Annotated in this window: 10 protein-coding genes; 2 read left to right on the top strand and 8 right to left on the bottom strand. The window is 73.3% G+C overall.

What is annotated here, in order from left to right; genetic code table 11:
* Nucleotides 1-106 precede the first annotated feature (106 nt).
* The 6 genes from AB0F52_RS21780 to AB0F52_RS21755 all read right to left on the bottom strand — a co-directional run bounded on the left by AB0F52_RS21780 (nt 107) and on the right by AB0F52_RS21755 (nt 17,794).
* Entirely contained in the window at nt 107-12,295 is a 12,189-nt protein-coding gene (locus tag AB0F52_RS21780; RefSeq protein WP_360173712.1) for a type I polyketide synthase, read from the bottom strand.
* A 164-nt stretch (nt 12,296-12,459) separates the two neighbouring features.
* Nucleotides 12,460-13,248: an NAD-dependent epimerase/dehydratase family protein gene (locus AB0F52_RS21775; RefSeq protein ID WP_360173709.1), complete on the bottom strand. Its 789-nt coding sequence runs from the start codon at nt 13,246-13,248 to the stop codon at nt 12,460-12,462.
* Between the two features lie 459 nt (nt 13,249-13,707).
* A complete protein-coding gene (locus AB0F52_RS21770; protein ID WP_146073508.1) occupies nt 13,708-14,145 on the bottom strand; it encodes a hypothetical protein in 438 nt (145 codons plus the stop codon).
* Nucleotides 14,146-14,232: 87 nt separating this feature from the next.
* Nucleotides 14,233-14,925 (bottom strand): response regulator transcription factor, encoded by a 693-nt coding sequence (locus tag AB0F52_RS21765; RefSeq protein WP_360173705.1) that lies wholly within the window; start codon nt 14,923-14,925, stop codon nt 14,233-14,235.
* On the bottom strand, nt 14,922-16,169 hold the full coding sequence (locus AB0F52_RS21760) for a histidine kinase (RefSeq protein ID WP_360173702.1): 1,248 nt from the start codon (nt 16,167-16,169) through the stop codon (nt 14,922-14,924). The genes AB0F52_RS21765 and AB0F52_RS21760 overlap by 4 nt, the downstream gene beginning before the upstream one ends.
* Nucleotides 16,166-17,794, bottom strand: coding sequence for a PH domain-containing protein (locus AB0F52_RS21755; RefSeq protein ID WP_360173699.1), 1,629 nt, complete (start codon nt 17,792-17,794; stop codon nt 16,166-16,168). The genes AB0F52_RS21760 and AB0F52_RS21755 overlap by 4 nt, the downstream gene beginning before the upstream one ends.
* 221 nt (nt 17,795-18,015) lie before the next feature.
* Here AB0F52_RS21755 and AB0F52_RS21750 point away from each other — a divergent pair, with 221 nt between their 5' ends.
* A complete protein-coding gene (locus AB0F52_RS21750; protein WP_360173696.1) occupies nt 18,016-18,792 on the top strand; it encodes an alpha/beta fold hydrolase in 777 nt (258 codons plus the stop codon).
* 831 nt (nt 18,793-19,623) lie between these two features.
* Complete coding sequence (locus AB0F52_RS21745) at nt 19,624-21,552, top strand: glycoside hydrolase family 44 protein (RefSeq protein ID WP_360173693.1); 1,929 nt, start codon at nt 19,624-19,626, stop codon at nt 21,550-21,552.
* A 28-nt stretch (nt 21,553-21,580) separates the two neighbouring features.
* Here AB0F52_RS21745 and AB0F52_RS21740 read toward each other — a convergent pair whose 3' ends face one another.
* Both AB0F52_RS21740 and AB0F52_RS21735 read right to left on the bottom strand, forming a co-directional pair.
* Complete coding sequence (locus tag AB0F52_RS21740; RefSeq protein WP_360173690.1) at nt 21,581-23,245, bottom strand: FAD-binding dehydrogenase; 1,665 nt, start codon at nt 23,243-23,245, stop codon at nt 21,581-21,583.
* The gene (locus tag AB0F52_RS21735; RefSeq protein ID WP_360173687.1) at nt 23,242-23,880 is read right to left on the bottom strand and encodes a TetR/AcrR family transcriptional regulator; all 639 of its coding nucleotides are present in this window, start codon (nt 23,878-23,880) and stop codon (nt 23,242-23,244) included. Before AB0F52_RS21735 ends, AB0F52_RS21740 begins: the two co-directional genes overlap by 4 nt.
* Nucleotides 23,881-24,028 lie beyond the last annotated feature (148 nt).

Here is a 24,028-nt window from a genome sequence, read left to right as displayed (position 1 = left end):
GTTCGAATTCTTCCCGGCATCGGGTTTTATGGCGCGCGCGAATTGCGCCGTCGCGTTCCGCACCCCGGAACGCGACCGCGCGCGCTTTCCGCCATCCCGTTCCCCGCTAGTCAGCCCCCAATTCCTGTTCGATGAGGTCGAAGATCTCGTCGTCGGTGGCTTCGTCGATATCGGCGGGCACGCCGGAGTGCGGATCCGCGCCCCACCGCTGGACCAGCTCGCGCAGGCGCGCCCGGATCTCCTCCGGCGGCGGAGTGCGGTCCAGTGCCCGTTCCAGCTCGTCCAGCTGGGCGTACAGCGGAGCCGGCGACGCATACTCCGTGAGCACGCGCTCGCAGAGGTGCTCGGCCAGCGCCCGGGGCGTCGGCTGGTCGAACACGATCGTCGCGGGCAGGCTCACCCCGATCGCCGCACTCAGCTCGTCGCGCAGTTCGACACCGGTGAGCGAGTCGACGCCGAGTTCCTTGAACGGCTTGCCCGCCCGGACGTCGTCGTGGCCGAGCACCCGCGCGGTGGCGGCCCGCACCAAGTCCAGCGCGGCGGGCAGCCGGTCCTCCGCGAGCGCGTCGAGCAGCTTCGTCACGAACGCGGGCAGGCCGCCCGCTTCCGCCGCCGCGGCGGCCGGTTCCGCGGGTGCCACCACGGCCTCGGGCAGCTCGTTCAGCAGCGGCCGCGACCTCGCCATGGTGTAGGCGGGTACGAACGTGGCCCAGTCGACGTCGGCGCAGACCAGGTGCGCGCGGTCGCCGCGAACGGCGCTGCCGAGCACGCCGACCGCGGTGTCCGGCGCCATCACCGGCACGCCCCGGCGCCGGTGCAGTTCCGCGGTCTCCCCGTCGACCATGCCGCCGCCACCCCAGGCACCCCAGGCGATCGAGGTCGCGGCGAGGCCGCGCGCCCTTCGCTGCTGGGCGAGGGCGTCGAGGAACCCGTTCGCGCCGGCGTACGCGGCAGAGCCCTGGTTGCCCCACACCGCGGCGACCGAGGAGAACAGCACGAACGCGTCCAACGGCTCGCCGGCGAAGAACTCGTCGAGCACCCGCGCGCCGCCGAGCTTCGCGCGGGCGATCTCGGCGAACTCGGTGAGCGACAGCTGCTCCAGCGGCCGGGGTTCCTGTGCGAGACCCGCCGTGTGCACGACCGCGGTCACGCGGGCTCCCTCGGGCAACCGGTCCGGAAGCGACGCCAGCAGCGCCGAGAAGGCCTCCTCGTCGCCGACGTCGCAGCCGAGGATCGTGACGCCCGCGCCGTACCCGGCGAGCTCCGCGGCCAGTTCGGCCGCTCCCGGGGCCTCTTCGCCGCGGCGGCTGACGAGCACGAGGTGCTCCGCGCCCTCCTCGGCGAGCCATCGCGCGACCCTGGCGCCCAACGCTCCGGTTCCGCCGGTGACCAGCACCGCCCCGCGCGGCCGCCAGCCGGCCGCGCCCTCGGGGCCGAAGGGCGTGCGGACCAGCCGGCGGGCACTGGTCCCCGACGCGCGGACGGCGACCTGGTCCTCGCCGTGGCCGCCGGCCAGGACGGCGAGCACCCGCTTGATCGTCAGATCGTCCACATCGGACGGGACGTCGATCAGGCCGCCCCACTGCTTCGGCCGCTCCAGGCCCAGCACCGCGCCGAGGCCCCACACCGCGCCCTGGGCGGCGTCGCCGATCGGCTCCCCGTCGGTCGTCGCGACCGCGGAGGCGGTCACGCACCACACGGGAGGCGCCTCGTCGAGCGCGCCGAGCAACGTCACCGTGTCGGCGAGGCCGCGGCTCAGCGGGGCACAGCGCGGATCGTCGCGCCCGTCCAGCGCCAGCAGCGAGAGCACACCCGAGAAGCGCTGCTCCGCCACGATGGCGGCGACCTCACCGAGCTGGTCGGCCCGCAGCGGGACCACCGCGACCCCCTCGGCGCGGAGGCCGGACAGCAGGCGATGGGCCAGGGCGTTCCCACCCGACGGCAGCGCGACCAGCCAGGTTCCTTCGACGGTGGGGGAACCGGTGTCGGGCACGGGCCGCCACTCGATGCCGTACGTCCAGGAGCCGACCGTGGCCTCCTGGCGACGGCGAGACGGGCGGAGCCAGTACCGCCGGCGCTGGAAGGCGTAGGTCGGCAGCGGAACCCGGCGCACCGGACGCGCCGCGAACCAGCGTCGCCAGTCGGGCGAGCAGCCCGCGACGTGCAGCGCGGCCACCGCGTCGCGCAGCACGGCCACCTCGTCCCGGTCCGCGCGCGACGCCGCCACGAGCACGGCCGACTCGCGATCGACCGTCTCGGCGGCGAGCGCGGTCAGCACCCCGGCCGGCCCCACTTCGAGGAACCGCGTGACGCCGAGGCCGGCCAGCTGCCCGACGGCGTCGGCGAACCGGACCGTCGCCCGGACCTGCCCGGCCCAGTACCCGGGCGTGCGCAGCAGCGCCGGGTCGGCGAGCTCGCCGGTGACCGTGGAGATCATCGGCAGCCGGGGCTCGCCGTAGCCGAGTCCGGCGGCCACCCGGCCGAATTCGGCGAGCATGGCGTCCATGCGCGGCGAGTGGAAGGCGTGGCTCGTCCGCAGCCGCTTGGTCCGCCGGCCGTCGGCGGCGAACCGGCCGGCCAGTGCCGACACGGCGTCCTCGTCGCCGGACACCACGACCGACGTCGGGCCGTTGACGGCGGCGATGGACACCGACCCGGGCAGCAGCGGCTCGACTTCGGCCGCCGCGGCCTCGATCGCCACCATGGCGCCGCCCTCGGGCAGCGACTGCATCAACCGGCCGCGGGCGGCGACCAGCGTGCACGCGTCGTCGAGCGAGAACACCCCGGCCACGTGCGCGGCGGCGAGCTCGCCGATCGAGTGGCCGACGACGAAGTCGGGGGTGAGCCCCCACGATTCGAGCAGCCGGTACAGCGCGACCTCGACCGTGAACAACGCGGGCTGCGTGTAGGCGGTGCTGTCGAGCAGGGCGGCGTCGGCGGTCCCCTCGCCGGCGAACATGACGTCCCGCAGCGGGCGTTCCGCGAGGCCGCCGCCGGCACCGTGCAGTGCGGCGTCGAACCGCGCGCAAGCCGCGTCGACCGCGTCGGCGAACACTTCGTAGGTCTCGTAGAGCCGCTTGCCCATTCCGGCGTGCTGCGCGCCCTGCCCGGAGAACAGCCACGCGGTCCGTCCGGTGGCGGCGAGACCCGTGACCACGCCCGGCGCCGTCGTCCCCCCGGCCAGCGCCGCGAGGCCTTGCACCGCCGCGTCGTGGTCGGCGGCCGGCACCACGGCGCGGTGTTCGAACGCCGATCGCGTGGTGGCGAGCGAAAACGCGAGGTCGTCGAGTGGGTGCGGATCCTCATCGAAGGCGGCCAGCAGGTTCGCCGCCTGGGCCCGCAACGCGGCGTCGGTGCGGCCCGACAACACCAGCGGCACGGTCCCGGGCGGTCCGGGCACCGGCTCGCGCACCGCGTCCCGTGCCGGCTCGGCGGGCGGCTGTTCGAGGATCACGTGCACGTTGGTGCCACTGATCCCGAACGCCGAAACGCCGGACCGGCGGGCCCGGCCGCGATCGGGCCACGGGCGTTCCTCCGCGAGCAGCGCGACCGTGCCGGCGGACCAGTCCACGTGCGGTGTCGGCTCCTCGGCGTACGGGCTGCGCGGCAGCACGCCGCGGCGCATCGCCTCGATCATCTTGAGCACGCCGACGAGGCCGGACACGGTTTGGGTGTGCCCGACGTTGGCCTTGACCGACCCGAGCCACAGCGGCTCCTCCCGGTCCCCCTCGCCGTAGGTCGCCAGCAGCGCGTTCGCCTCGATCGGGTCGCCGAGCGTGGTGCCGGTCCCGTGCGCTTCGACGGCGTCCACTTCGGACGGTTCGAGCCCGGCCGCGGCGAGCGCGTCCCTGATCACCCGCTGCTGCGCCCGCCCGCTCGGCGCGGTGAGCCCGTTGCTGGCGCCGTCGGAGTTCATCGCCGAGCCGCGCACGACCGCGAGCACCGGGTGGCCCAGGCGCCGTGCGTCGGACAGCCGCTCCACCAGGACGACGGCCGCTCCCTCGGCGAGCGCGAAGCCGTCCGCCCGCGCGGAGAACGGCTTGCAGCGACCGTCCTCGGCGAGCCCGCGCTGCCTGCTGAAGGCGATGAACTGCGACGGGGTGGCCATCACCATCGCGCCGGCGGCGACCGCGAGCGAGCATTCGCCGGAGCGCAGCGCGTTCGCCGCCAGGTGCAGGGCCGCCAGCGACGACGAGCACGCCGTGTCGAGGGTGACCGCGGGGCCTTCGAGCCCGAAGACGTAGGCGATCCGGCCGGAGGCGACGCTCGCCACGTCGCCCGTGACCAGGTAGCCCTCGTCGCGCTCGGCGTCGTTCCGGTTCGGATCGCCGTAGTACTGGTCGGTCACCCCGACGTAGACGCCGGTCCGGCTGCCGCGCAGCGACTCGGGCGGCAGCCCGGCGCGTTCCACGGCTTCCCAGGTGAGCTCGAGCAGCAGCCGTTGCTGGGGATCGGTGGCCAGCGCCTCCCGCGGGGACATGCCGAAGAACTCCGCGTCGAAGTCGCCGCTGTCGTGCAGAAATCCGCCGGTCCGGGTGTAGCTGGTGCCGGGCCGGTCCGGATCCGGGTCGTAGACGCCCGGATCCCAGCCGCGGTCGGCCGGCAGGCCGGACATCACGTCCCCGCCGCGGGCGAGCAGCTCCCAAAGCTGTTCGGGCGAGCCGATCCCGCCGGGCAGGCGGCAGCTCGCCGCGACGATCGCGATCTCGTCGCCCGCCACCGGCGTCGCCGTGGTGGTCACGCGCTGCCCGGCACCGGCCTCGGCGCCGCGCGCCCGCGCGAGCAGGTGGCCCGCCAGCGAGGCGGGCGTGGGGTGGTCGAAGACCAGCGTGGCGGGCAACGAGAGCCCGGTCGCCGCGCCGAGCCGGTTCCGCAGCTCGACCGACGTCAGCGAGTCGAAGCCGAGGTCCTTGAACGCCCGGTCGAGCTCCAGCGCCGACGGGTCCTCGTGGCCGAGGGCCCGGGCGGTGTGGGCCCGCACGAGCTCGGTGACCGCCCGCTCCGCCTCGTCCTCGCGCAGCTGCGCCAGCCGGCGCGCCAGCGAGGGCTCGTCGGCACCGGCGGGCTCGGACCGCGCCGTCGCCTCGTCGTCCGGACCGCCCAGCCGGGCCAGCAGCGGGCTCGGCCGCACCGAGGCGAACGTCGACACGAAGCGCGCCCGGTCGAGCTCCGCGATCGCGATCACGGTGTCCCGCTGGTCCAGCGCCTGCCGCAAGCCGGCGAGCGCGGGTTCCGGGTCGAGGACCGGCACCCCGCGGCGGCGCAGCACGTCCTGCTGGTGCTCGGCGATCATGCCGCCGCCCGCCCACGGTCCCCACGCGACCGAGAGCACCGGCAGGCCCTGCGCGCGGCGCTGCTCGGCGAACGCGTCGAGGAACGCGTTGGCCGAGGCGTACGCGGCGTGCTCGCCGACGCCCCACGTCGCGGAGATCGACGAGAACAGCACGAGGGTGTCGAGCTCGGTGTGGCCGAGCAGCGCGTCGAGGGTGCGCACGCCCGCGACCTTGGCCTCGGCGACTTCGGCGACCTCGGCGACGGTGAGCTCGCCGATCGGTGTCAACGGCGCGATCCCCGCCGCGTGCACGACCGTGCGCACGGGTTCCCCTTCGGCGGCGAGTCCGGCCAGCAACGCGCCGAGCGCGTCGGCGTCGGTCACGTCGCAGGCCGCGATGGTGATCCGCGCTCCCTCGGCGGTGAGCTCGTCGCGCAGTTCGGCCGCGCCGGGCGCGTCGGCGCCGCGCCGCCCGGTGAGCACGATGTGCCCGGTGCCCGCGCCGGCGAGCCAGCGGGCGAGGTGCCCGCCGAGCCCGCCCGTGCCGCCCGTCACCAGAACGGTCCCGCCGGGCTGCCACGCCTTCGCGGGCGCGGTGTCGCCGACCGGTGCGGGGACCAGCCGTCGTGCGAACAACCCGGACGACCGCAGGGCCAGCTGGTCCTCGCCGTCGAAGCCGGCCAGCGCGGCGCGCAGCCGGGCCGCGGCCCGGCCGTCCAGCACCGGCGGCAGGTCCAGCAAACCACCCCAGTGGCGCGGGTACTCCAACGCCGCGGTCCGGCCGAAGCCCCACACCGCCGCCTGTTCCGGGCTCGCCGGCCGGTCGCTGCGGCCCGTGGTCACGGCCGCGCGGGTCAGTGTCCACAGCGGCGCGGCCGACGGGAGGCCGCCCCACGCCGCGGTCAGCTCCACCGTCGCCGCCAGACCGGCCGTGAGCACGCCGAAGCGGGCATGCGGCCGCTCGTCCATCGCGAGCAGCGAGACCACGCCGGCCGCGGAAGCGCAGTCGCGCAAGGACTCCCCGAACCACGTGCGGTCGGCGGTGTCCGGCACGCGCACGACGGTCGTGCGCGCTCCGCCTGCTTCGAGCGCGGCCACGACGTCGTCGAGCACGTCCACGCCCGCGGCGGGCGCGACGACGAACCAGTCGCCGGACACCCCGGCGCCCTCGGGCCGGACGGGTTCCCATTCGATCCGGTAGCGCAGGGAATCGGCGACGGTTTCGGCGTTGCGGCGGCTGCGCCACGCCGACAGCGCGGGCACCAGCGGACGCACCTCGTCCTCGTCCACCGACAGCGTCTTCGCCAGTTCCCCGACGTCGGAGCGTTCGACCGCGGTCCAGAACCGCTGCTCCACCGGGTCGGCGCCGGCCGTCGTCCGCTGCTCCGGCGGCAGCCAGTAGCGCCGGCGCTGGAACGCGTACGTCGGCAGGTCCACCCGGCGCGGCCGGTGTTCGCCGAAGACCGCGGACCAGTCCGGCGTCACGCCGCGCACGTACAGCTCGGCCAATGAGGTGTAGAACCGGCGGAGCCCGCCCTCGTTGCGCCGCAAGGTTCCCACCACGACCGTGGGACCCGCGCCGAGCTCGTCGACCGTCTCCTGCACCGCCATGCCGAGCACCGGATGCGGGCTGCTCTCGACGAAGACGCGGAAGCCCTGCGCCGCGAGCGCCCTGGTCGCGGTCTCGAACTGCACGGGACGGCGCAGGTTGTCGTACCAGTACCCCGCGTCCAGCGTGGTCGTGTCCGTCCATTCCCCGGTCACCGTCGACAGGAACGGCACGCGCGCCGCGGCCGGCTCGATGAACGCCAGCTCGTCGTGCAGCCGCTGCCGGATGGTTTCGACGTAGCCGCTGTGCGAGGCGTAGTCCACCGGGACCCGGCGCGCCCTGATCTCCTCGGCCGCGCAGCGGGCCAGCAGCTCGTCCAGCGCGGCGGGCTCCCCGGCGACGACCGTGGCCGAAGGACCGTTGAACACCGCGACGCCGATCCGGTCCGCCCAGTCCTCGATCAGGCGCTCGGTACCGGACGCCGACAGCGAAACCGAGACCATGCCACCGTGTCCGGCCAGCTCGTCGCGGATCGCCTTGCTCCGCAGGGCGACGACCGCCGCGGCGTCGCGCAGCGACAGCGCCCCGGACACGCAGGCGGCCGCGATCTCGCCCTGGGAGTGGCCGACGACCGCGTCCGGCTCGATCCCGGTGGCCTGCCACAGCGCCGCCAGCGAGACCATCACGGCGAACGACACCGGCTGCACGACGTCGACCCGGGCCAGCATCGTCTCGTCGCGGAGCGCGTCGAACAGCGACCAGTCGGCGAACTCGCTCAGCGCGGCCGCGCATTCGGCCATCTTCCCGGCGAAGACCGGCGCGGTGTCCAGCAGCTCGAGGGCCATCCCGGCCCACTGCGCACCCTGGCCGGGGAACACGAAAACCGTGCGGCCGGCCACGTTCGCGGTTCCTTCGACGAGCCCGGCGGGCACCACGCCGTCCGCGCCGCCGGCGAGCTCCCGCAACGCGGCCAGCGGTTCCGCGCACCCCGCGCCGATCGCGACGGCCCGGTGCTCGGCGGCGAATCGCGTGGTCGCCAGCGAGTGGGCCAGATCGGCCGCACGCGGATCGCGCATCGACGTCACCCGTGAGACAAGGCGTCCGGCCTGCGCGCGCAGCGCTGCCGCACCGCGTCCGGAAAGGACCCACGGCAGCACCGGTTCGCTCCCGGCGTGCCGGACCGGTTCCCCGGGCTCGGCTTGTTCCTGGGCTTGTTCTTCGGCTTGTTCGAGCACGACGTGCGCGTTGGTCCCGCTGATGCCGAACGAGGACACCGCCGCGCGCCGGGGCCGGCCGGCCGCGGGCCACGCGCGCGCCTCGCCGAGCAGCCGGACCGTTCCCGCGCTCCAGTCGATCCGGCTCGACGGCTCGTCGGCGTGCAGCGTGCGCGGCAGCGTCGCGTTCCGCATGGCCTGCACCATCTTGATCACGCCGCCGACGCCGGCCGCGGCCTGCGCGTGCCCGATGTTCGACTTCAGCGAGCCGAGCCAGAGCGGCCGGTCGGCGGGCCGGTGCCGGCCGTACGTCGCCTGCAGCGCCTCCGCCTCGATCGGGTCGCCGAGCGTCGTACCGGTGCCGTGTGCCTCCACGGAGTCGACGTCTTGGGGTTCGAGGCCCGCATCCGCGAGCGCGGCGCGGATGACGCTCTGCTGGGCCGGACCGCTCGGCGCGGTGAGCCCGTTCGACGCCCCGTCCGAATTGACCGCGGAGCCCCGCACGACGGCGAGCACCGGGTGCCCGGCCCGCCGCGCGTCGGAGAGCCGTGCCAGCAGCAGTACGCCGACGCCCTCGGCCCAGCCGGTACCGCGGGCGCCTTCGGCGAACGCCCGGCACCGGCCGTCCTCCGCCAGGCCCTGCTGCCTGCTGAACTCGACGAAGATGCCCGGCGAAGAAAGCACCGTGGCCCCGCCGGCGAGCGCGAGCCCGCACTCCCCGGCTCGCAGTGACCGCACGGCCGAGTGCAGCGCCACCAGCGACGACGAGCACGCGGTGTCCACGGTGAGGGCCGGGCCGTGCAGCCCGAGGGTGTAGGCGAGCCGGCCGGACGCCACGCTCGCGGTGTTGCCGGTGAGCAGGTGGCCCTCGAACCCTTCGGCGCCTTCGGACAGCCGCGGGCCGTACTCCTGGGACATGGCACCGACGAACACCCCGGTGTCGCTGCCCCGCAGCGACGAGGGATCGATGCCCGCGCGCTCGACCGCCTCCCACGAGGTTTCGAGCAGCAGGCGCTGCTGCGGGTCCATGGCCGTGGCCTCGCGCGGCGAGATGCCGAAGAACTCCGCGTCGAAATCGGCCGCGTCGTAGAGGAAACCACCCTGGTCGGTGGCCGAGCTCCCCCGCCGGTCGCCCGCGGCGCGCAGCTTGCGCAGGTCCCAGCCGCGGTCCTCGGGGAACGTGCCGATCGCGTCCACCTCGTCCGCGACGAGGCGCCACAGCTGTTCGGGTGAGCGCACGTCGCCGGGGAACCGGCAGGCCATGCCGACGATGGCGATCGGCTCGTCCGGCGCCACCCTGGTCCTGGTGCCGGTCGTGGTCACGCGCGCCTCGGCCGGTGCGGCCGCGAGCCGCTCGGCCAGGTGTTCGGCCACGGCACGCGGTGTCGGCCGGTCGAAGAGCAGTCCCGCGGGCAGTGCGAGCCCGGTGGCCGTGCCGAGGCGGTTGCGCAGCTCGACCGACATCACGGAGTCGAAGCCGGCTTCCTTGAACGTGGCCGCCGGTTCGATCGCGGCCGGATCGCCGTGTCCCAGCACCGCGGCGGCGTGCGCGCGGACGACGTCGAGCGGGTCGAGCGACGGCGTGACCGGGACGTCGTCCTCGGCGGCGTCGCCGTGCCAGTACCGCTTGCGCTGGAAGGCGTACGTCGGCAGGTCGACCCGCCGGGGCGCGCCACCGGCGAAGACCGCGGCCCAGTCGGGTTCGACCCCGCGCACGTGCAGTTCCGCCAGCGAGGTGAGGAAGCGCGCGAGACCGCCGTCGTCGCGCCGCAGCGTGCCGACGACCACCGACGGGCCCGCGCCCATGTCGTCGAGCGTCTCCTGCAGGCCCGCCGGCAACACCGGGTGCGAGCTCACCTCGACGAACGCCGCGTACCCGGCGGTGGCGAGCGTGCGGACGGCCGCCTCGAACAGCACCGGCCGCCGCAGGTTCGCGTACCAGTACCGGGCGTCCACAGTGGCCGTTTCGATCCACTCGCCGGTCACCGTGGACAGCCACGGCACCTTCGGCACCCGTGGCTCGAGCGCGCCCAGCTCGGCCGGCAGGCGCTCCTCGATCTGCTCGACGTGCGCCGAATGCGAGGCGTAGTCCACCGGAACCCGCTTCGCGCGGACGCCGTCGGCCTCGCAGCTCGCGACCAGTTCGTCCAGCGCCGCCGGTTCGCCCGCGACGACGACCGACGACGGGCCGTTCACCACCGCCACCGTGATCCGCGCCCCGTACCCGGCGATCCGCGCCGTCACCTCGCGTTCGGACAGGCCGATCGAAGCCATTCCGCCGCTGCCGGCGAGCCGCTCGCCGATCACGCGGCTGCGCAGCACCACGACCCTCGCCGCGGCGCGCAGCGACAACGCGCCCGAAACGCAGGCCGCGGCGATCTCGCCCTGCGAGTGCCCGACGACCGCGGCCGGGCGGATCCCATACGACTCCCACAGCGCGGCCAGGGACACCATCACCGCGAACGACACCGGCTGCACCACGTCGACCCGCTCGAGCAACGCGGGGTCGGCGAGCGCGTCCCACAGCGACCAGTCGACGAGCTCGCCGAACGCGTCGGCGCACTCCGCCATCCGGGCCGCGAACACCGGCGCGGCGCCGAGCAGTTCCACGGCCATCCCGGCCCATTGCGCGCCCTGGCCGGGAAACACGAACACCGTCGGGCCGGTGACGTCCGCGAGGCCGCGGACCCCGGACGCACCGCCCTGCCCGATGCCGCGAACGGCGGCGGCCAGCTCCGCGCGGCCGGATCCCACGACGACGGCGCGGTGCTCGAACGCCGAGCGGGTGACCGCGAGCGAGAAGCCGATGTCGACGGCACGGGCTTCGGCGGAGTCCGCGTAAGCGCCCAGCCGGACCGCCTGCTCCCGCAGCGCGCCCGGAGTGCGTGCCGACCACACCCACGGCACGGCCGCGGAGAAGCCGTCCCCGGCGGCAGCGGCCTCGGATTCTTCGGATTCGGCCAGCACGACGTGGCAGTTCGCCCCGCCGACACCGAAGGAACTGACGCCGGCGACGAGCGCACGTTCCTCGCGCGGCCACGGCTCGGTCCCGCGCTGCACCTCGATGTTCGCGGTGTCCCAGGGAATTTCCGGGTTGGGCGTCTCGAAGTGCAGGCTGGGCACCAGCTCCCGGTGGTGCACGCACAGCACGGTCTTGAGCAGCCCGGCGATCCCGGCGGCCCCTTCCAGGTGCCCGATGTTCGTCTTCACCGAACCGACCCGCAGCGGTGCGTCCCCGTACTCGCCGAGCGCGGCGCCCAGCGCGGCCGCCTCGATCGGATCGCCGGTCCGCGTCCCGGTTCCGTGCAGCTCGACGTACTGCAGGGCAGCGGGTTCGACGGCCGCCCGCCGGACGGCGGCCCGGATCACCCGTTCCTGCGCCGCCGCGCTCGGGACCACGAGGTCCGCGTCGTCGCCGTCGTGGTTCATCGCGCTGCCGCGCAGCACGCAGTAGATCCGGTCGCCGTCCTGACGAGCGCGGCGCACCGTCTTCAGCACGACGAAAGCGCCGCCCTCGCCGCGGACGAAACCGTTCGCGCGCGCGTCGAACGTGTGGCACCGGCCATCCGGCGACAGGCCGCCGAACCGTTCGAGCGTCAGCGCGCTCTCCGGCGTCAGGTTCAGGTGCACGCCACCGGCGACGGCCAGCTCCGACTCGCCCCGGCGCAGGCTCTCCGCGGCGAGGTGCACCGCCACCAGCGACGACGACTGTGCCGTGTCGACGGTCAAGCTGGGCCCGGTCACGCCGAGCGCGTGGGAGAGCCGGTTGGCGATGAGCCCGCGGTGCAGCCCGGCGAGGCTGTAGTGGGTGAGCGCGTCGGTGCCGTGGCGCTGGGTCACGGTCGCGTAGTCGTCGGCGATGGCACCGACGAACACGCCCGCGGACGTGCCGCGCACGGTGGCGGGCACGATGCGGGCGTCCTCGAGCGCTTCCCAGCCCAGTTCGAGCGTGAGCCGCTGCCGCGGGTCCATGGCGACGGCCTCGCGCGAGGAGATGCCGAAGAACGCGGCATCGAACCGGTCGGCGTCGTCGATGAACCCGCCCGCGCGCAGCGGGGCGCCGCCGGCGTCGTCCGGTGACGCACCGGGCCCCCACCGCCACGGCGGCACGGTGCCCACCGCGTCGACACCGCCGGTGAGCAACCGCCAGAACGCCGCCGGGCCGGCCGCACCGGGGAGGCGGCACGACAAGCCGACCACGGCGAGGAAATCCTCGTCCCGGCCGTCGCCGGGAGAACCGTCAGACACGGTGGTACCCATGGCGGCGAGTATCCGGCAGCCGCACCGGCCGGCCGGCCGGCCGGGATCGAGGACTAAGCAAAGTCCTACTGTGCCGTTCTGGGCTGATCCGACCACAGCCACGGCCGAATGGCCTTCGTGGCAACGGTTGCTTACCGCTGGGGGTCGGCCTACTTTTGGTCGGATCAGCCCAGCGTCTGCGGTGTCCGCGCCGGGACGGCCGCCCGCGCGCACAGCACGTCGAGGTACTTGTCCAGCAGGCGGGGCAGGTAGTCGGCGCCGAAGCCCAGCCCGGCCCACTCCGGGACCAGCTGGCGCAACCGGGCGGTGTTCGTGGGCATGCTCACCACCGGCACGTCCACCGTGACCCGTTCCGCCACCACACCGAACCGTTCCTCGATGCTGTCGACGACCCGCTCGATCGGCTCCAGCACCCCGGAAGCGACGTTGATCACCTCCTGCCGGACCCCGGTCGCGAGCACCCGATCCAGGGCCAGCAGCAGGTGTTCCACGTCGAGCAGGTCGCGGTGGGCGTTGCGGTGCACGGTCACCGAACCCTCGAGGACCTGCCGCCCGAGCGACGGGATGAGCTGGTGTGCCCGCTGTCCCTCGCCGACGATGTGGGTCAGCCGGAACGCGAGGTATTCGACGCCGGACCGGGCGAGGATCTCCTCCAGCCCGAGCTTGTGCCTGCCGTAGGCGGAAACCGGGTACACCGGGCCTTCTACCAGTCCCGGGCAGTCGAGCGTCCCGTACATCGAGTCCGAGGCGGTGGAGAAGAACACGACCGTGCGGCCGGACCGCCGTGCGCGGCGCACGACGTCGTAGACCAGCGCGGCTTCCCGGTCGAAGTCCGCCAGTGTGGCGGACGTGGTCTTGGTGACGCCCGCCGCGATGGCCGTGACGTCCGGGTAGCGATCGGCGAACGAGCGGGTGAGGTGACGCGAGAGGAAGCCGTCTCCGATGATCTCCACAGGCCAATCCGTTTCGTCGGTCGCCCCGACGCGGTGGCGGGGCGGGCTGGTGGCTCCGCCGACACCCGAACCTTCGCGGAAGCGGCGTGAAACCGTTCCGTGGCAACGCATTTCCGACATCGGCGGTAGGCGTCACGACCGGCGACGACGACGAGCCCGTGCCGTACCGGCATCCACGATGCCCGCGCCACGCCACGGCGGCATCGTTCGATCGGTGACCCGACCGAGTCTCACGGGGCTTCGCGCTGCGTGTCAAAGAGACCTACGAGAATGACTAGACGATCGGAAACCGGGCGGCCGTCCGGAAACGGGACGGGGACCGGCGCGACGGCGCGCCAGGCACGAGGGGGGACCGCCGATCCGGCGGTCCCCCCTCGTGCCTGGCGGCCACGTCGACGGGTGGGCGCCGGGCGACCGCCGGTGGAGCGGCGGACGGTGCCCGGCACGGTCTTCGGCCGCTTACCGGCCGGTCCGGGGCGAGTTCGCGGAGGCGAGCCAGTCGGTGAGCAACCGGTACCACCGCTGGTTGTCGGTGCGCTCGCTGAACCAGCGGTGGTTGAGGAGCAGGTACGCCTCCTCACCGCTGGTCCGGCGCAGGATCACCGGAGCGCCGGCCTTCTTCAGGCCGCCGCCGAGGAATCGGCCGTACAGGTCGGTGAACTCGTTGGTGATCGCACTGATTTCGCGTGGGTACAGCGTGACGTCGCCGTTGTCGTCCCAGCTGCCGAGCACGAGCCGGTCGGCGTACAGCGTCGCCGTGCCCCGGTGCGGGAAGATCGCACGCTGGTTGATCGCTGCCTTGGCCTTGTCGGCCAGACCCATGGCCTGCAAGTCGGCGGCTGTCGCGCCGTAGTACTCATCCTTCGCGAGCAGTCGGTTCAAATTGCCTTCGGTCATGGCCACAGTCTGAATCGGCCACGCCGGCTCGAACAGCACTCGATCGGCTAGCGCGGCCTGTCCAAGGTCTAGCCGTGCGCGGACCGGCTACGACTTTGGTCGGTGTTGCCCGGCGTCGTGCGCGAGCAGCGCGATCTGCACCCGGTTGTTCAGCCCGAGTTTGCCGAGCAGGCGCGTGACGTGCGCCTTCACCGTCGGCAGGCTCATGTAGAGCTCCTTGGCGATCGCGGCGTTGGTCTTTCCCTCTCCGATGGCGTACGCGACCTGCCGTTCGCGGTGGGACAACCCGTCCAGCGCCGCCGACGCCATCCGCTGCCGGGCGGATTCCGCCGTCTCGGTCTCGTCGGTGACGTGGTTGATGAGCTGCCGGATGACGCTCGGCGAGAGGATCGGGTCGCCGGCCGCGACCCGCCGGATGGCGTCCACGATCTCCGCCGGCGGGGTGTGCTTGAGCAGGAAACCGCCGGCGCCGGCCCGCAACGCGCGGAGCACGTGGTCGTCGCTGTCCAGTGTGGTCAGCACGATGACCTCGATCCCGGGTTTCTCCGCGCGGAGCCGCTCGGTGGCGACGAGACCGTTCGTCCCGGGCATGCGGATGTCCATCAGGACCACGTCGGGCGCGGTCTCGGCGACGGCGCCGGGCACCTCGCCGCCGTCGGCCGCCTCGCCGACGATCTCCAGATCGGCGACGCCGCCGAGCATCGTCCGCAACCCGCTGCGGACCAGGGGGTCGTCGTCGACGATCAGCACCCGGACCGGCGGGTTCTGCGGCTGGCTCATGACGGCCAGGGTAGCCAAGCCCGGATGCGGAACTCCCCGGCCATGGTGCGGCCGTGCTCGAAGCGCCCGCCGGCGAGGCTGGTCCGTTCACGCAGCCCGGTCAGCCCCACCCCCGAGCCCGGCAGCGGCGCCGAACCCGTCGGACGGGCGCCGGACCCGCTCAGCGCGTTGCGCATGGAGATCTCCACCCCCTGCTCCGGCGAGCCGTGGATCGCCAGGCGCACGACGGCGCCCGGCGCGTGCTTGCGCGCGTTCGTCAGGCCCTCCTGCACGATGCGGTAGGTGGTCCGGCCCAGCAGCGCCGGAACGCCGTCGAGCCCGGTGACCGCGTCGTCGAACTCGACCTCGGTGCCGACCGCGCGCGCCTCCTCGACCAGCACCGGCACGTCGGCCATCGTCGGCTGCGGGCCTTCCTCTTCCGGTTCCGCCTGCCGCAGCACGTGGATGACGCCCTGGAGGTCGACCAGCGCCTGGTACGCGCTGCTGCGGATGACTCCGGCCGCCTGGCTGATCTCCTCCGGCGGCGCGTCCGGCCGGAACTCCAGCGCGCCCGCGTGCATGCTCAGCAGCGAAAGCCGGTGCGCGAGCACGTCGTGCATCTCCCGGGCGATGCGTTCCCGCTCGCGCAGCCGGCCCTGGCTGACGCGCAGTTCCTGTTCCGCCTCGGCCCGCTCCGCCCGTTCCGCCAGCGACACCACGAGCTGCCGCCTCGCCCGGACGCCCATCCCCCACAACACGGCGAGCACGCTGAGCGTCGCCGCGATGCCGACGGCCATCCAGTACACGAGCGGCGTGTCCGGCTCCAGGCGGTAGATCCGGAACTGCACGAGCGGCGAGAGCACGCCCAGCACGAGCAACGGGATCACGGTGGCCGTCTTGCGGTGCACGGCGACGGTGAACAGCGCGATCGCGCTCGCCCCCGACGCGTGCACGAACCAGACCGACAGCACCATGAGCACGAGCGCCAGCTGCACCGGCCACCGCCGCCGGAACCACAGCGAGAGGCAGGCGGCGATCGAGACGGCCAAGCTGAGCGGCAACGAGATCGAGGGGACCACGTCCGGGTCCCGGACCCACAGCGACAGCAGGCCCATGATCAAGGCGCACAGCACGCACAGCGCGTCGGTCAGCCAGTCGCGCAGCGAGCGGCGCGCCCGGCCGCCGCCGGGGTGCGCGGTGGCCTCGAGCGTCGCCGGGAGCATCGCCGGGTACTCCGGTCCGCGCCCGGCTCGGTCCGCGCTCACCGGCGTGCGGGTTCGGGTTCGGGGGCCTGCCGAGCGACCACGAAGGGCGCCAGCAGCCCGGGGACGGCCTCGCCGGCGAACGCCACGCCGTCCGGAAGCCGGACGTCGCGCACCTGGTACGCACCGCCCTTGCCCGCCGCGGTCACGGCGCTGACGGTGACCAGCCCGGACAGGCGCTGGCCCGGGGAGCGCGAGATCCGCCACCCGATCACGCCGTCCCGGCGCAGGGCCACGGTGTGCCGCCGCAGCGTCCCGTACCGGGTGACCAGGTAGTCGCCGGAGACGTCGTGGCCGAGCGCCCGGTAGGCGTCGACGCCGAGCAGGAGCCCGAGCAGAACGCCGGCCGCCGCGACGATCCCCACGCTGGGCAGCACGGCCGGTGCGATGCTCCAGCCGAGCACTACGAGTACGGCCGCCGGTACCAGTGCGGCCGCGACCCCGCGAAGCAACCGGCGGCGCAGCGCGGCGGGCGGATGCGGCCGCAGCCGCGTGGTCGCCGTCGGCGACGGCGACTGTTCCGCGATCGCCGCCGCGATCCGGTCGGCTTCCCCGCGCGGCACGGCGGGGGTGACCACCTGCATGCCCGTGTAGTCGTCGTCCGAGGCGCCGAGACCGGTCGCGATCACCTCGACCCGGCCGGCCCCGAACAGCCGCAGCGGCAACGGTTGCGTCACCTCGACACCGCGGACGCGCCGCCGGTCGATCGCGATCTGCCGGGTCGTGAGGAGACCGCGGCGGACCCGGTAGGTGTAGCGCCCCTCGATCTCGAAGCGGTAGCGCCACCACTGCTCGCAGAACAGCAGCAGGCTGCTCAGCGCGCTGAGGACGGCGAAGACGGCCCCGAACGAAAGGATCACCTGGACGGGCGAAGCTTCCTGGAAGAACCGGGCCAGCCACCGGAAAACCCCGTCGAGGCTCAGGCCGAACCAGTCCGCCACCCGGGTCGCGAGCGCGACGAGCCCGACGATCGCGAGCCCGCCCCACATGGTGAGCGGCGCGTAGCGGATCCACGACCACCGCAGCGCGGCGATCGTGCCGTCCTCGGCCACGGCCGGGTCGCGCGCGGGATCTTCCGCCGGCGCACCGGCGCCCGCGAGCAGTTCCGCCTGCAGGGCGAGCGCGTCCCGCTTCGACAGCGCCGACAGCTTGACTTCGTGGTCCTTGCCGTGCGGCCCGCTGCCCGTGCCGATGCGCACGATGACGAGCGCGAACAGCTGCTGCGCGGGCCCGGCGGTCAGGTCGACCCGGCGCACGCGGCCGCGCCGGATCGAGCGGTGCCGGCGCAGCACCAAGCCCTTGCGCAGCTCGAACACCTCGCCGGTCACCCGGAAGTGGGTGGTGAGCAGCTGCACGACCTCGTACACCGTGACCGCGACGAAGGCGACGCTGACCATCCCGAGCTTGTACAGCGACGCGACCTCGAGGTCGCCGCCGGTCCACAACGCGTACGCGCCCAGCGAGGCGGCCGGCGGCACGAGCCACTTCAGGTGGACGCCGAGCGTCCGGCGGCTCAGCCGCCGCCAGCCGGCGCCGGCGCCGGCCGGGCCGGCGTCCCCGGTCCCCGGCTCCACCGCGGTTTCGTCGGTGTCGGACCGGGTCCCGGTCCGCCCAAGGCGTTCTGGCATACCGTCACGCCCCCTCCCCAGTGATCACTGGGCTCGACGATAGCAAACCGGCCGATCTCGCTGTAACCGCCGGAACACGCCCTGGAGTCGCCGGGCGCGAGTGAAAGCGGCGCGAAAGACTAGGGGTTTCGCCCACGGTCCGGGCCCAGGGTTGCCGGTGGGCCCGGCAGCACAGGAAAGTCCGGGACAATCCCGTACCCGACCGCAGGAGAGTGACGTCCGTGGCCGACAACCCGGAGGCGCAGCCGTGGATCCGGCGCTACCACCCGATCCCCGACGTGCCGGTCAACCTGGTCTGCCTGCCCTACGCCGGCGGCTCGGCGAGCTACTTCTTCCCGGTCTCCCGCGCGCTCGCGCCGCGAATCGGCGTGCTCGCCGTGCAGTACCCCGGACGCCAGGACCGCAGGCGCGAGCCGAGCATGTCGAGCATCGCCGAGCTCGCCGACGCGGTGACCGCCAACCTGCTGCCCCACACGGATGTGCCGCTGGCGATCTTCGGCCACAGCATGGGCGCGACGCTGGGGTTCGAGGTCGCACTTCGGCTGGAGAGCGCGGGCGTCGCCCCGCTGGCCCTGTTCGCCTCGGGTCGCCGGGCGCCGTCATGCCACCGGGACGAGCGGTACCACCTGCTCGGCGACGCCGGGTTCATCGCCGAGATCAAGTCGCTCAGCGGCACGAACGCGCACCTGCTCGACGACGAGGAACTGCTGGCGACGGCGCTGCCCGCCCTGCGCAGCGACTACCGGGCCGCGGAGACGTACCGCTACGAGCCGGGACCCCCGCTGCACTGCCCGATCCACGCGCTGGTCGGCGAATCGGACCCGAAGGCGACCGTGGCGGAGGCCCGGGCCTGGGCCGGCCACACGACGGCGGACTTCACCCTGCACACCTACCCCGGTGGTCACTTCTACCTCGACGAGCACGCGCCGCGCGTCCTGGACGTGATCTCGCGGACGCTGACCGCGCGCCCGCGGGATCTTTCGAATACCGCGAAATAGCCACAAGTCGTCTTGACGGCGAGAACACCTGACCATCGGCAGCCTCGGTCAAGACCGTTGCCACCTAGGCACGCGACCGGGCACTGGGCTTCAATGGGACGCGCCGAGCGCGGGAGTACCGACCCGGCATCCGGAGCACCATGCCATCCCTTAGGGATACCAGCGCTGGTGCGGCAAAACAGACACCCCCAGCTGGATTGCCGCGCCAGCGCGCTTCCCCGGCGCCAAAGCGTCCCATGTGGACATTCACGACCACCTCGTCGAACCGCGGACCACCCCCTCGACGACTGTGACCCACACCGGGGATTGACCAGCTGACCGATCTGGTCAGCATGGAGGCCGTGCTGGTCGAACGCGCGCCGGGACGTCGCTCCGGCGGCTACTTCGTCGCCCTGTTCGGGGCGGGCAAGGCGGCGGCCACTCACCTGGGCCTCGGTGCGCACCTGCACGACCGCGGCAGCCCGCAGCTTTCGGTGAACCTCGACCGGCCCGGGCGTCACCGGGGTCGACGTCACCCTGCGGAACACCGCGACCGGCACCGAGGTCACCGAGCGGTCATCGGTGTCCGGCGTGCTCCCGAGCTGGCGCCGGCCTCGGCCCGGAGCGCGCGAGTCGGCGTTCGAGCTGATCGCCGCGCCCGGCAAGCCGGTCTCCGCCGTCCGAACACGCTCTCCGCCACCCGGCGGCGAGAAATTTTCACCGCCGACACCGCTCGCCGCACCAGGTCAGCGCGCCGGGATCGGCGACGACCGCCCATCGGCCGATTGACGACCGGGCCGCGGCCGGTAGCGTATGGGAGCGCTCCCACAAGCCGGCGGCAGGAGTTTCCCCATGGGTGCTCGACGACGACACCACCTCAGGCCCGGAACGGCGAGCGGCTGCGTGCTGGCCGCGGTGCTGGCCGCACAGGCCATCGCCGCACCCCCGGCGTCCGCCGCCGGGCTCGACCTGTCGGTGGACGTGTCCGCCGCCCGGCACCCGATCAGCCCCGGCATCTACGGCCTCAACGGCGGTGATCCGGCGTTCAACGCCGAAATCGGCCAGACGGTCGCGCGCTGGGGCGGCAACGCCTCCAGCCGCTACAACTTCAAGAACCACACCTACAACACCGGCAGCGACTGGTACTTCGAGAACATCGTCGCCGACCAGGAGCACTCCGTCGAAGGCATGGTCGGGTCCAACCTCGGCCGCGGCATCAAGCCGGTCGTCACCGTGCCCCTCAGCGGGTGGGTGGCCAAGGACTCACCGTCGTCCCACCCGTTCGCCTGCGGGTTCCCGGCGACCCGGTTCCCGCAGCAGGACAGCTTCGACCAGTGGGACCCCAACTGCGGCAACGGTCAGCTCGGCCAGCAGAACCTGACCGGCGTTCCCACCGACACCTCGGTCCCGGCGGACGCGGCGTTCGACGGCGAGATGGTGTCGCACCTGGTGGAGGAGTTCGGCACGGCGGCCCAGGGTGGCGTGCCGATCTACGAACTCGACAACGAGCCGGTGCTCTGGTCCAGCACGCACCGGGACGTGCACCCCCAGCCGGTCTCGGACGACGAACTGGGCGGCAAGGGCACCGCGGCCGCCGCGGCGATCAAGGCCGCCGACCCCAGTGCGGCAGTGCTCGGCCCGTCCGGCTGGGGATACTGCGAATGGGTCGCGTCCGGAGTGGACGGTTGCGGACCGGGTGCCGATTCGGCCGCGCACGGCGGGCTCAACCTCTCCCAGTGGTACCTGAAGAACATGAAGGACTACAGCGACGCCCACGGCGGCAAGCGCTACCTCGACTACTTCGACCAGCACTTCTACCCGCAGATCAGCGGCGACAAGACCCCCGAAGCCAATGCGCTGCGGCTGCGGTCCATCCGGTCGCTGTGGGACCCCACCTACGTCGAAGAGTCCTGGATCGGCCCGAGCGGCGTCAACGCGCCGCCGCTGCAGTTCATCCGCACGATGAAGTCGTGGGTCGACCGGTACAACCCGGGGACCAAGACCGCCATCACCGAGTACAACTGGGGCGCGCTGGACGACATCAACGGCGCGCTGGCGGAGGCCGACATCCTGGGCGTCTTCGGCCGCGAGGGCCTCGACCTCGCCACGATGTGGGGCGAGCCCAAGCCGACCGACCCGGGCGCGTACGCGTTCCGGATGTACCGCAACTACGACGGCGCGGGCAGCCGGTTCGGTGACGTCAGCGTGTCGGCGACCGCCGCCGACCAGGGTCAGCTGGCGGTGTACGCGGCCCAGCGGTCCGCCGACCAGGCGCTGACCGTCATGGTCGTCAACAAGACCGGCGGCGACCTCACCGCGCCGCTGTCGGTGGCCGGGTTCGACAACGCCGGCGCGGCACAGCGGTTCACCTACAGCCCGGCTGACCTGGGCGCCATCGTGCGCGGCGCCGACCTCCCGGCGGGCAACGGCCGGGTCGACGCGACCTACCCGGCGAACTCCATCACGCTGCTGGTCCTGCCGGCGGCCGGGTGCACCGCGAGCCTCCAGGTCAACGGCGGCTGGGGCACCGGGCACGTCGCGACGGTGACCGTCACCAACGACCGCCGCACGCCGATCACCGGCTGGCGCGTCGGCTGGACCTGGTCCGGCGACCAGCAGGTCACCAACTCGTGGAACACCACCCTCAAGCAGAACGCCGCGAGCGTGGTGGCCACCGACGCCGGCTGGAACGGCCCCATCGGCCCGGGCGGCAGCACGACCTTCGGGTTCCAGGCGAGCGGAACAGCACCCCCACCGAGGCTGACCTGCACGCCCGCCTGAGAACGCCGTTCCTCGACGTGACCGCGACCTACGGCAGGGTGCGGGCGAGCGCCCGGCCCGCCGCACGGCCGGAAAAGATGCAGCCACCGAGGAACGTGCCTTCGAGCGCGTTGTAGCCGTGCACGCCACCGCCGCCGAAGCCGGCGACCTCACCGGCGGCGTACAAGCCGGGGAACGGGGAGCCGTCGGCGCGCATCGCCTGTGAATCCAGGTTCGTCTGGATCCCGCCGAGCGTCTTGCGCGTCAAGATGTTGAGGCGGACCGCGATCAGCGGGCCGTGCTCCGGGTCGAGGAGCCGGTGCGGCTTCGCCACGCGCACCAGCCGGTCGCCCAAGGTCCGGCGGGCGTTGGCGATCGCCATGAGCTGCAAGTCCTTCGAGAACCGGTTGCCGACCTGGCCGTCGCGGGCGGCGATCTGCCGTTCGATCGCCGCAACCTCCAGGTCCGGGCCACGGGCGATCTTGTTCATGCCCGCGACGAGCTCGCCGAGGGTGTCGGCGACGACGAAGTCCACGCCCCGGTTCTTGAAGGCGTCGACCGGTCCCGGCGCGCCCTTGCCACCGCGGCCGACCAGCGTGCGGCGGAGGTCCTTGCCGGTGATGTCGGGGTTCTGCTCGGACCCGGACAGCACGAATTCGCGGTCGATGATCGTCTGGTTCAGCACGAACCACGAGTAGTCGTAGCCGGTCGACAAGACGGCCTTCAGGGACTGGTTGGTGTCGAAGCCGGGGAAGTTCGGGGCGGGGAGCCGCTTCCCGGTGGCGTCGAACCACATCGACGACGGACCCGGGATGATCCGGATCGCGTGGCCGGGCCAGATGGGGTCCCAGTTGTGCAAGCCTTCGGTGTAGTGCCACATCCGGTCGCGGTTGACCAGGCCGGCGCCGGCCTGCTCGCTGATCGCGAGCATGCGGCCGTCGACGTGGGCGGGCACGCCGGGGATCATCGTCTCCGGGCACGGGCCGAGGCGGCCGGCCGGCCAGTTGGCGCGGATCAGGTCGTGGTTGTGCCCGTTCCCGCCCGAGGTGACGAGCACGGCCTTGGCCCGCAGTTCGAAACCGCCCACGCCGTCCCGGGACGACGCCTTGCCGCGGTCCAGCTCCGACGGCTCCAGCACGGTGCCCCGCACCCCGGCCACGGCGCCGTCCTCGACGATCAGCTCGTCGACCTGGTGCCGGAACGCGAACCGCACCGATCCGCGGCGTTCGGCCGCCAGCACCGGCTCGGCGAAGACCCGGACGACCTCGGGGCCGGTGCCCCAGGTCAGGTGGAACCGCGGAACCGAGTTGCCGTGGCCGTCCGCCGTGCCGCCCCCGCGCTCGGCCCAGCCGACCACGGGCGTGAACCGCAGGCCCAGGTCGTGCAGGTAGGGCCGCTTCTCGGTGGCGGCGAACCGGACGTAGGCCTCCGCCCACTGCCGGGCCCAGTGGTCCTCGTCGTCGCGGTCGAAGCCGGCGGAGTCCAGCCAGTCACGCAGCGCCAGCTCGTAGGAGTCCTTGATGCCGTTGCGCCGCTGCTCCGGGCTGTCGACGAGGAACAGGCCACCGAGCGACCAGAACGCCTGGCCGCCGAGGTTGGCGCGGTTCTCCTGTTCGACCACCAGCACCCGGCGTCCGGCCTTGGCGAGCTCGTAGGTCGCGACGAGGCCGGCAAGGCCGGCTCCCACCACGATGACGTCCGGTTCTCCGGTCATGAGCGATCCTTGCTTTCGGTGCTGTATGCGGTGACGACGCGGGCGAACAGCTCGGCTCGGCGCTGCCACACCACGGGGTCGCCGGGTTCGGTGAAGCACTGGGCGGCGGTGCCGTCGTGCACGGCGATCAAGGCCTGCCCCAGCGCGTCCGGGTCGGGCACGGTCCGGCCGATGCGTTCGAGGAGAGCCAGCAGGAACGGCAGGAAGGACGCGGCGATCGCCCGCTCCCGGCCGGCGATCACTTCGCGCAGCTCAGGGGTGCGGAGGGCGTGCGCGGTGAACTCGGCGCTCACCCGGTACCACTCCTCGTCCATCGGCACGACCCGCAGGACCTGGTCGACGACACCGTCCACATCGGTCACCGCCGGCACGCCGCCGGTCTCGAACACCTGCCGGGCCTCGGCGATCTGCGCGGTGGACCGCTGCTCCCACATGGCCAGGAACAGCTCGTCCAGTGACGCGAAGTTCGAGTAGAAGGCTCCCCGCGTGTAGCCGGCGTGGGCGCACACCTTGTCGACGGTCGCGCGGCCGAAGCCGTCTCGGGCGAAGACCTCGAGCGCGGCATCCAGCAGCCGGCGCCGGGTTTCGGCGCGTCGCTTCGTCACCCTTGGCTCGCGGGCTCCTTCTGCGGTCATCGCTCCTCCTGTCCGATACAATAATGCATCGGATACATTCGTGTATGCAAGGCGGCCGGCGTCGAAGTGACCAGGCACACCGGCCGGACCACACGCTGAAAGCGTTTTCAGTACAGACGACCCGCTTGGCCCACTCGGGCCGCCGCTA

It is taken from the genome of Amycolatopsis sp. NPDC024027, from assembly GCF_040638975.1.
Lineage (GTDB): Bacteria > Actinomycetota > Actinomycetes > Mycobacteriales > Pseudonocardiaceae > Amycolatopsis.
Note: the sequence above shows the minus strand (reverse complement) of the source record. Positions and strands in the feature narration are given on the sequence as shown.

Coding starts and splice junctions, on each gene's coding strand:
- AB0F52_RS21780 (WP_360173712.1), bottom strand. CDS start 12,295: ATGGGTACCACCGTGTCTGACGGTTCTCCCGGCGACGGCCGGGACGAG.
- AB0F52_RS21770 (WP_146073508.1), bottom strand. CDS start 14,145: ATGACCGAAGGCAATTTGAACCGACTGCTCGCGAAGGATGAGTACTAC.
- AB0F52_RS21765 (WP_360173705.1), bottom strand. CDS start 14,925: ATGAGCCAGCCGCAGAACCCGCCGGTCCGGGTGCTGATCGTCGACGAC.
- AB0F52_RS21755 (WP_360173699.1), bottom strand. CDS start 17,794: ATGCCAGAACGCCTTGGGCGGACCGGGACCCGGTCCGACACCGACGAA.
- AB0F52_RS21745 (WP_360173693.1), top strand. CDS start 19,624: ATGGGTGCTCGACGACGACACCACCTCAGGCCCGGAACGGCGAGCGGC.
- AB0F52_RS21740 (WP_360173690.1), bottom strand. CDS start 23,245: ATGACCGGAGAACCGGACGTCATCGTGGTGGGAGCCGGCCTTGCCGGC.
- AB0F52_RS21735 (WP_360173687.1), bottom strand. CDS start 23,880: ATGACCGCAGAAGGAGCCCGCGAGCCAAGGGTGACGAAGCGACGCGCC.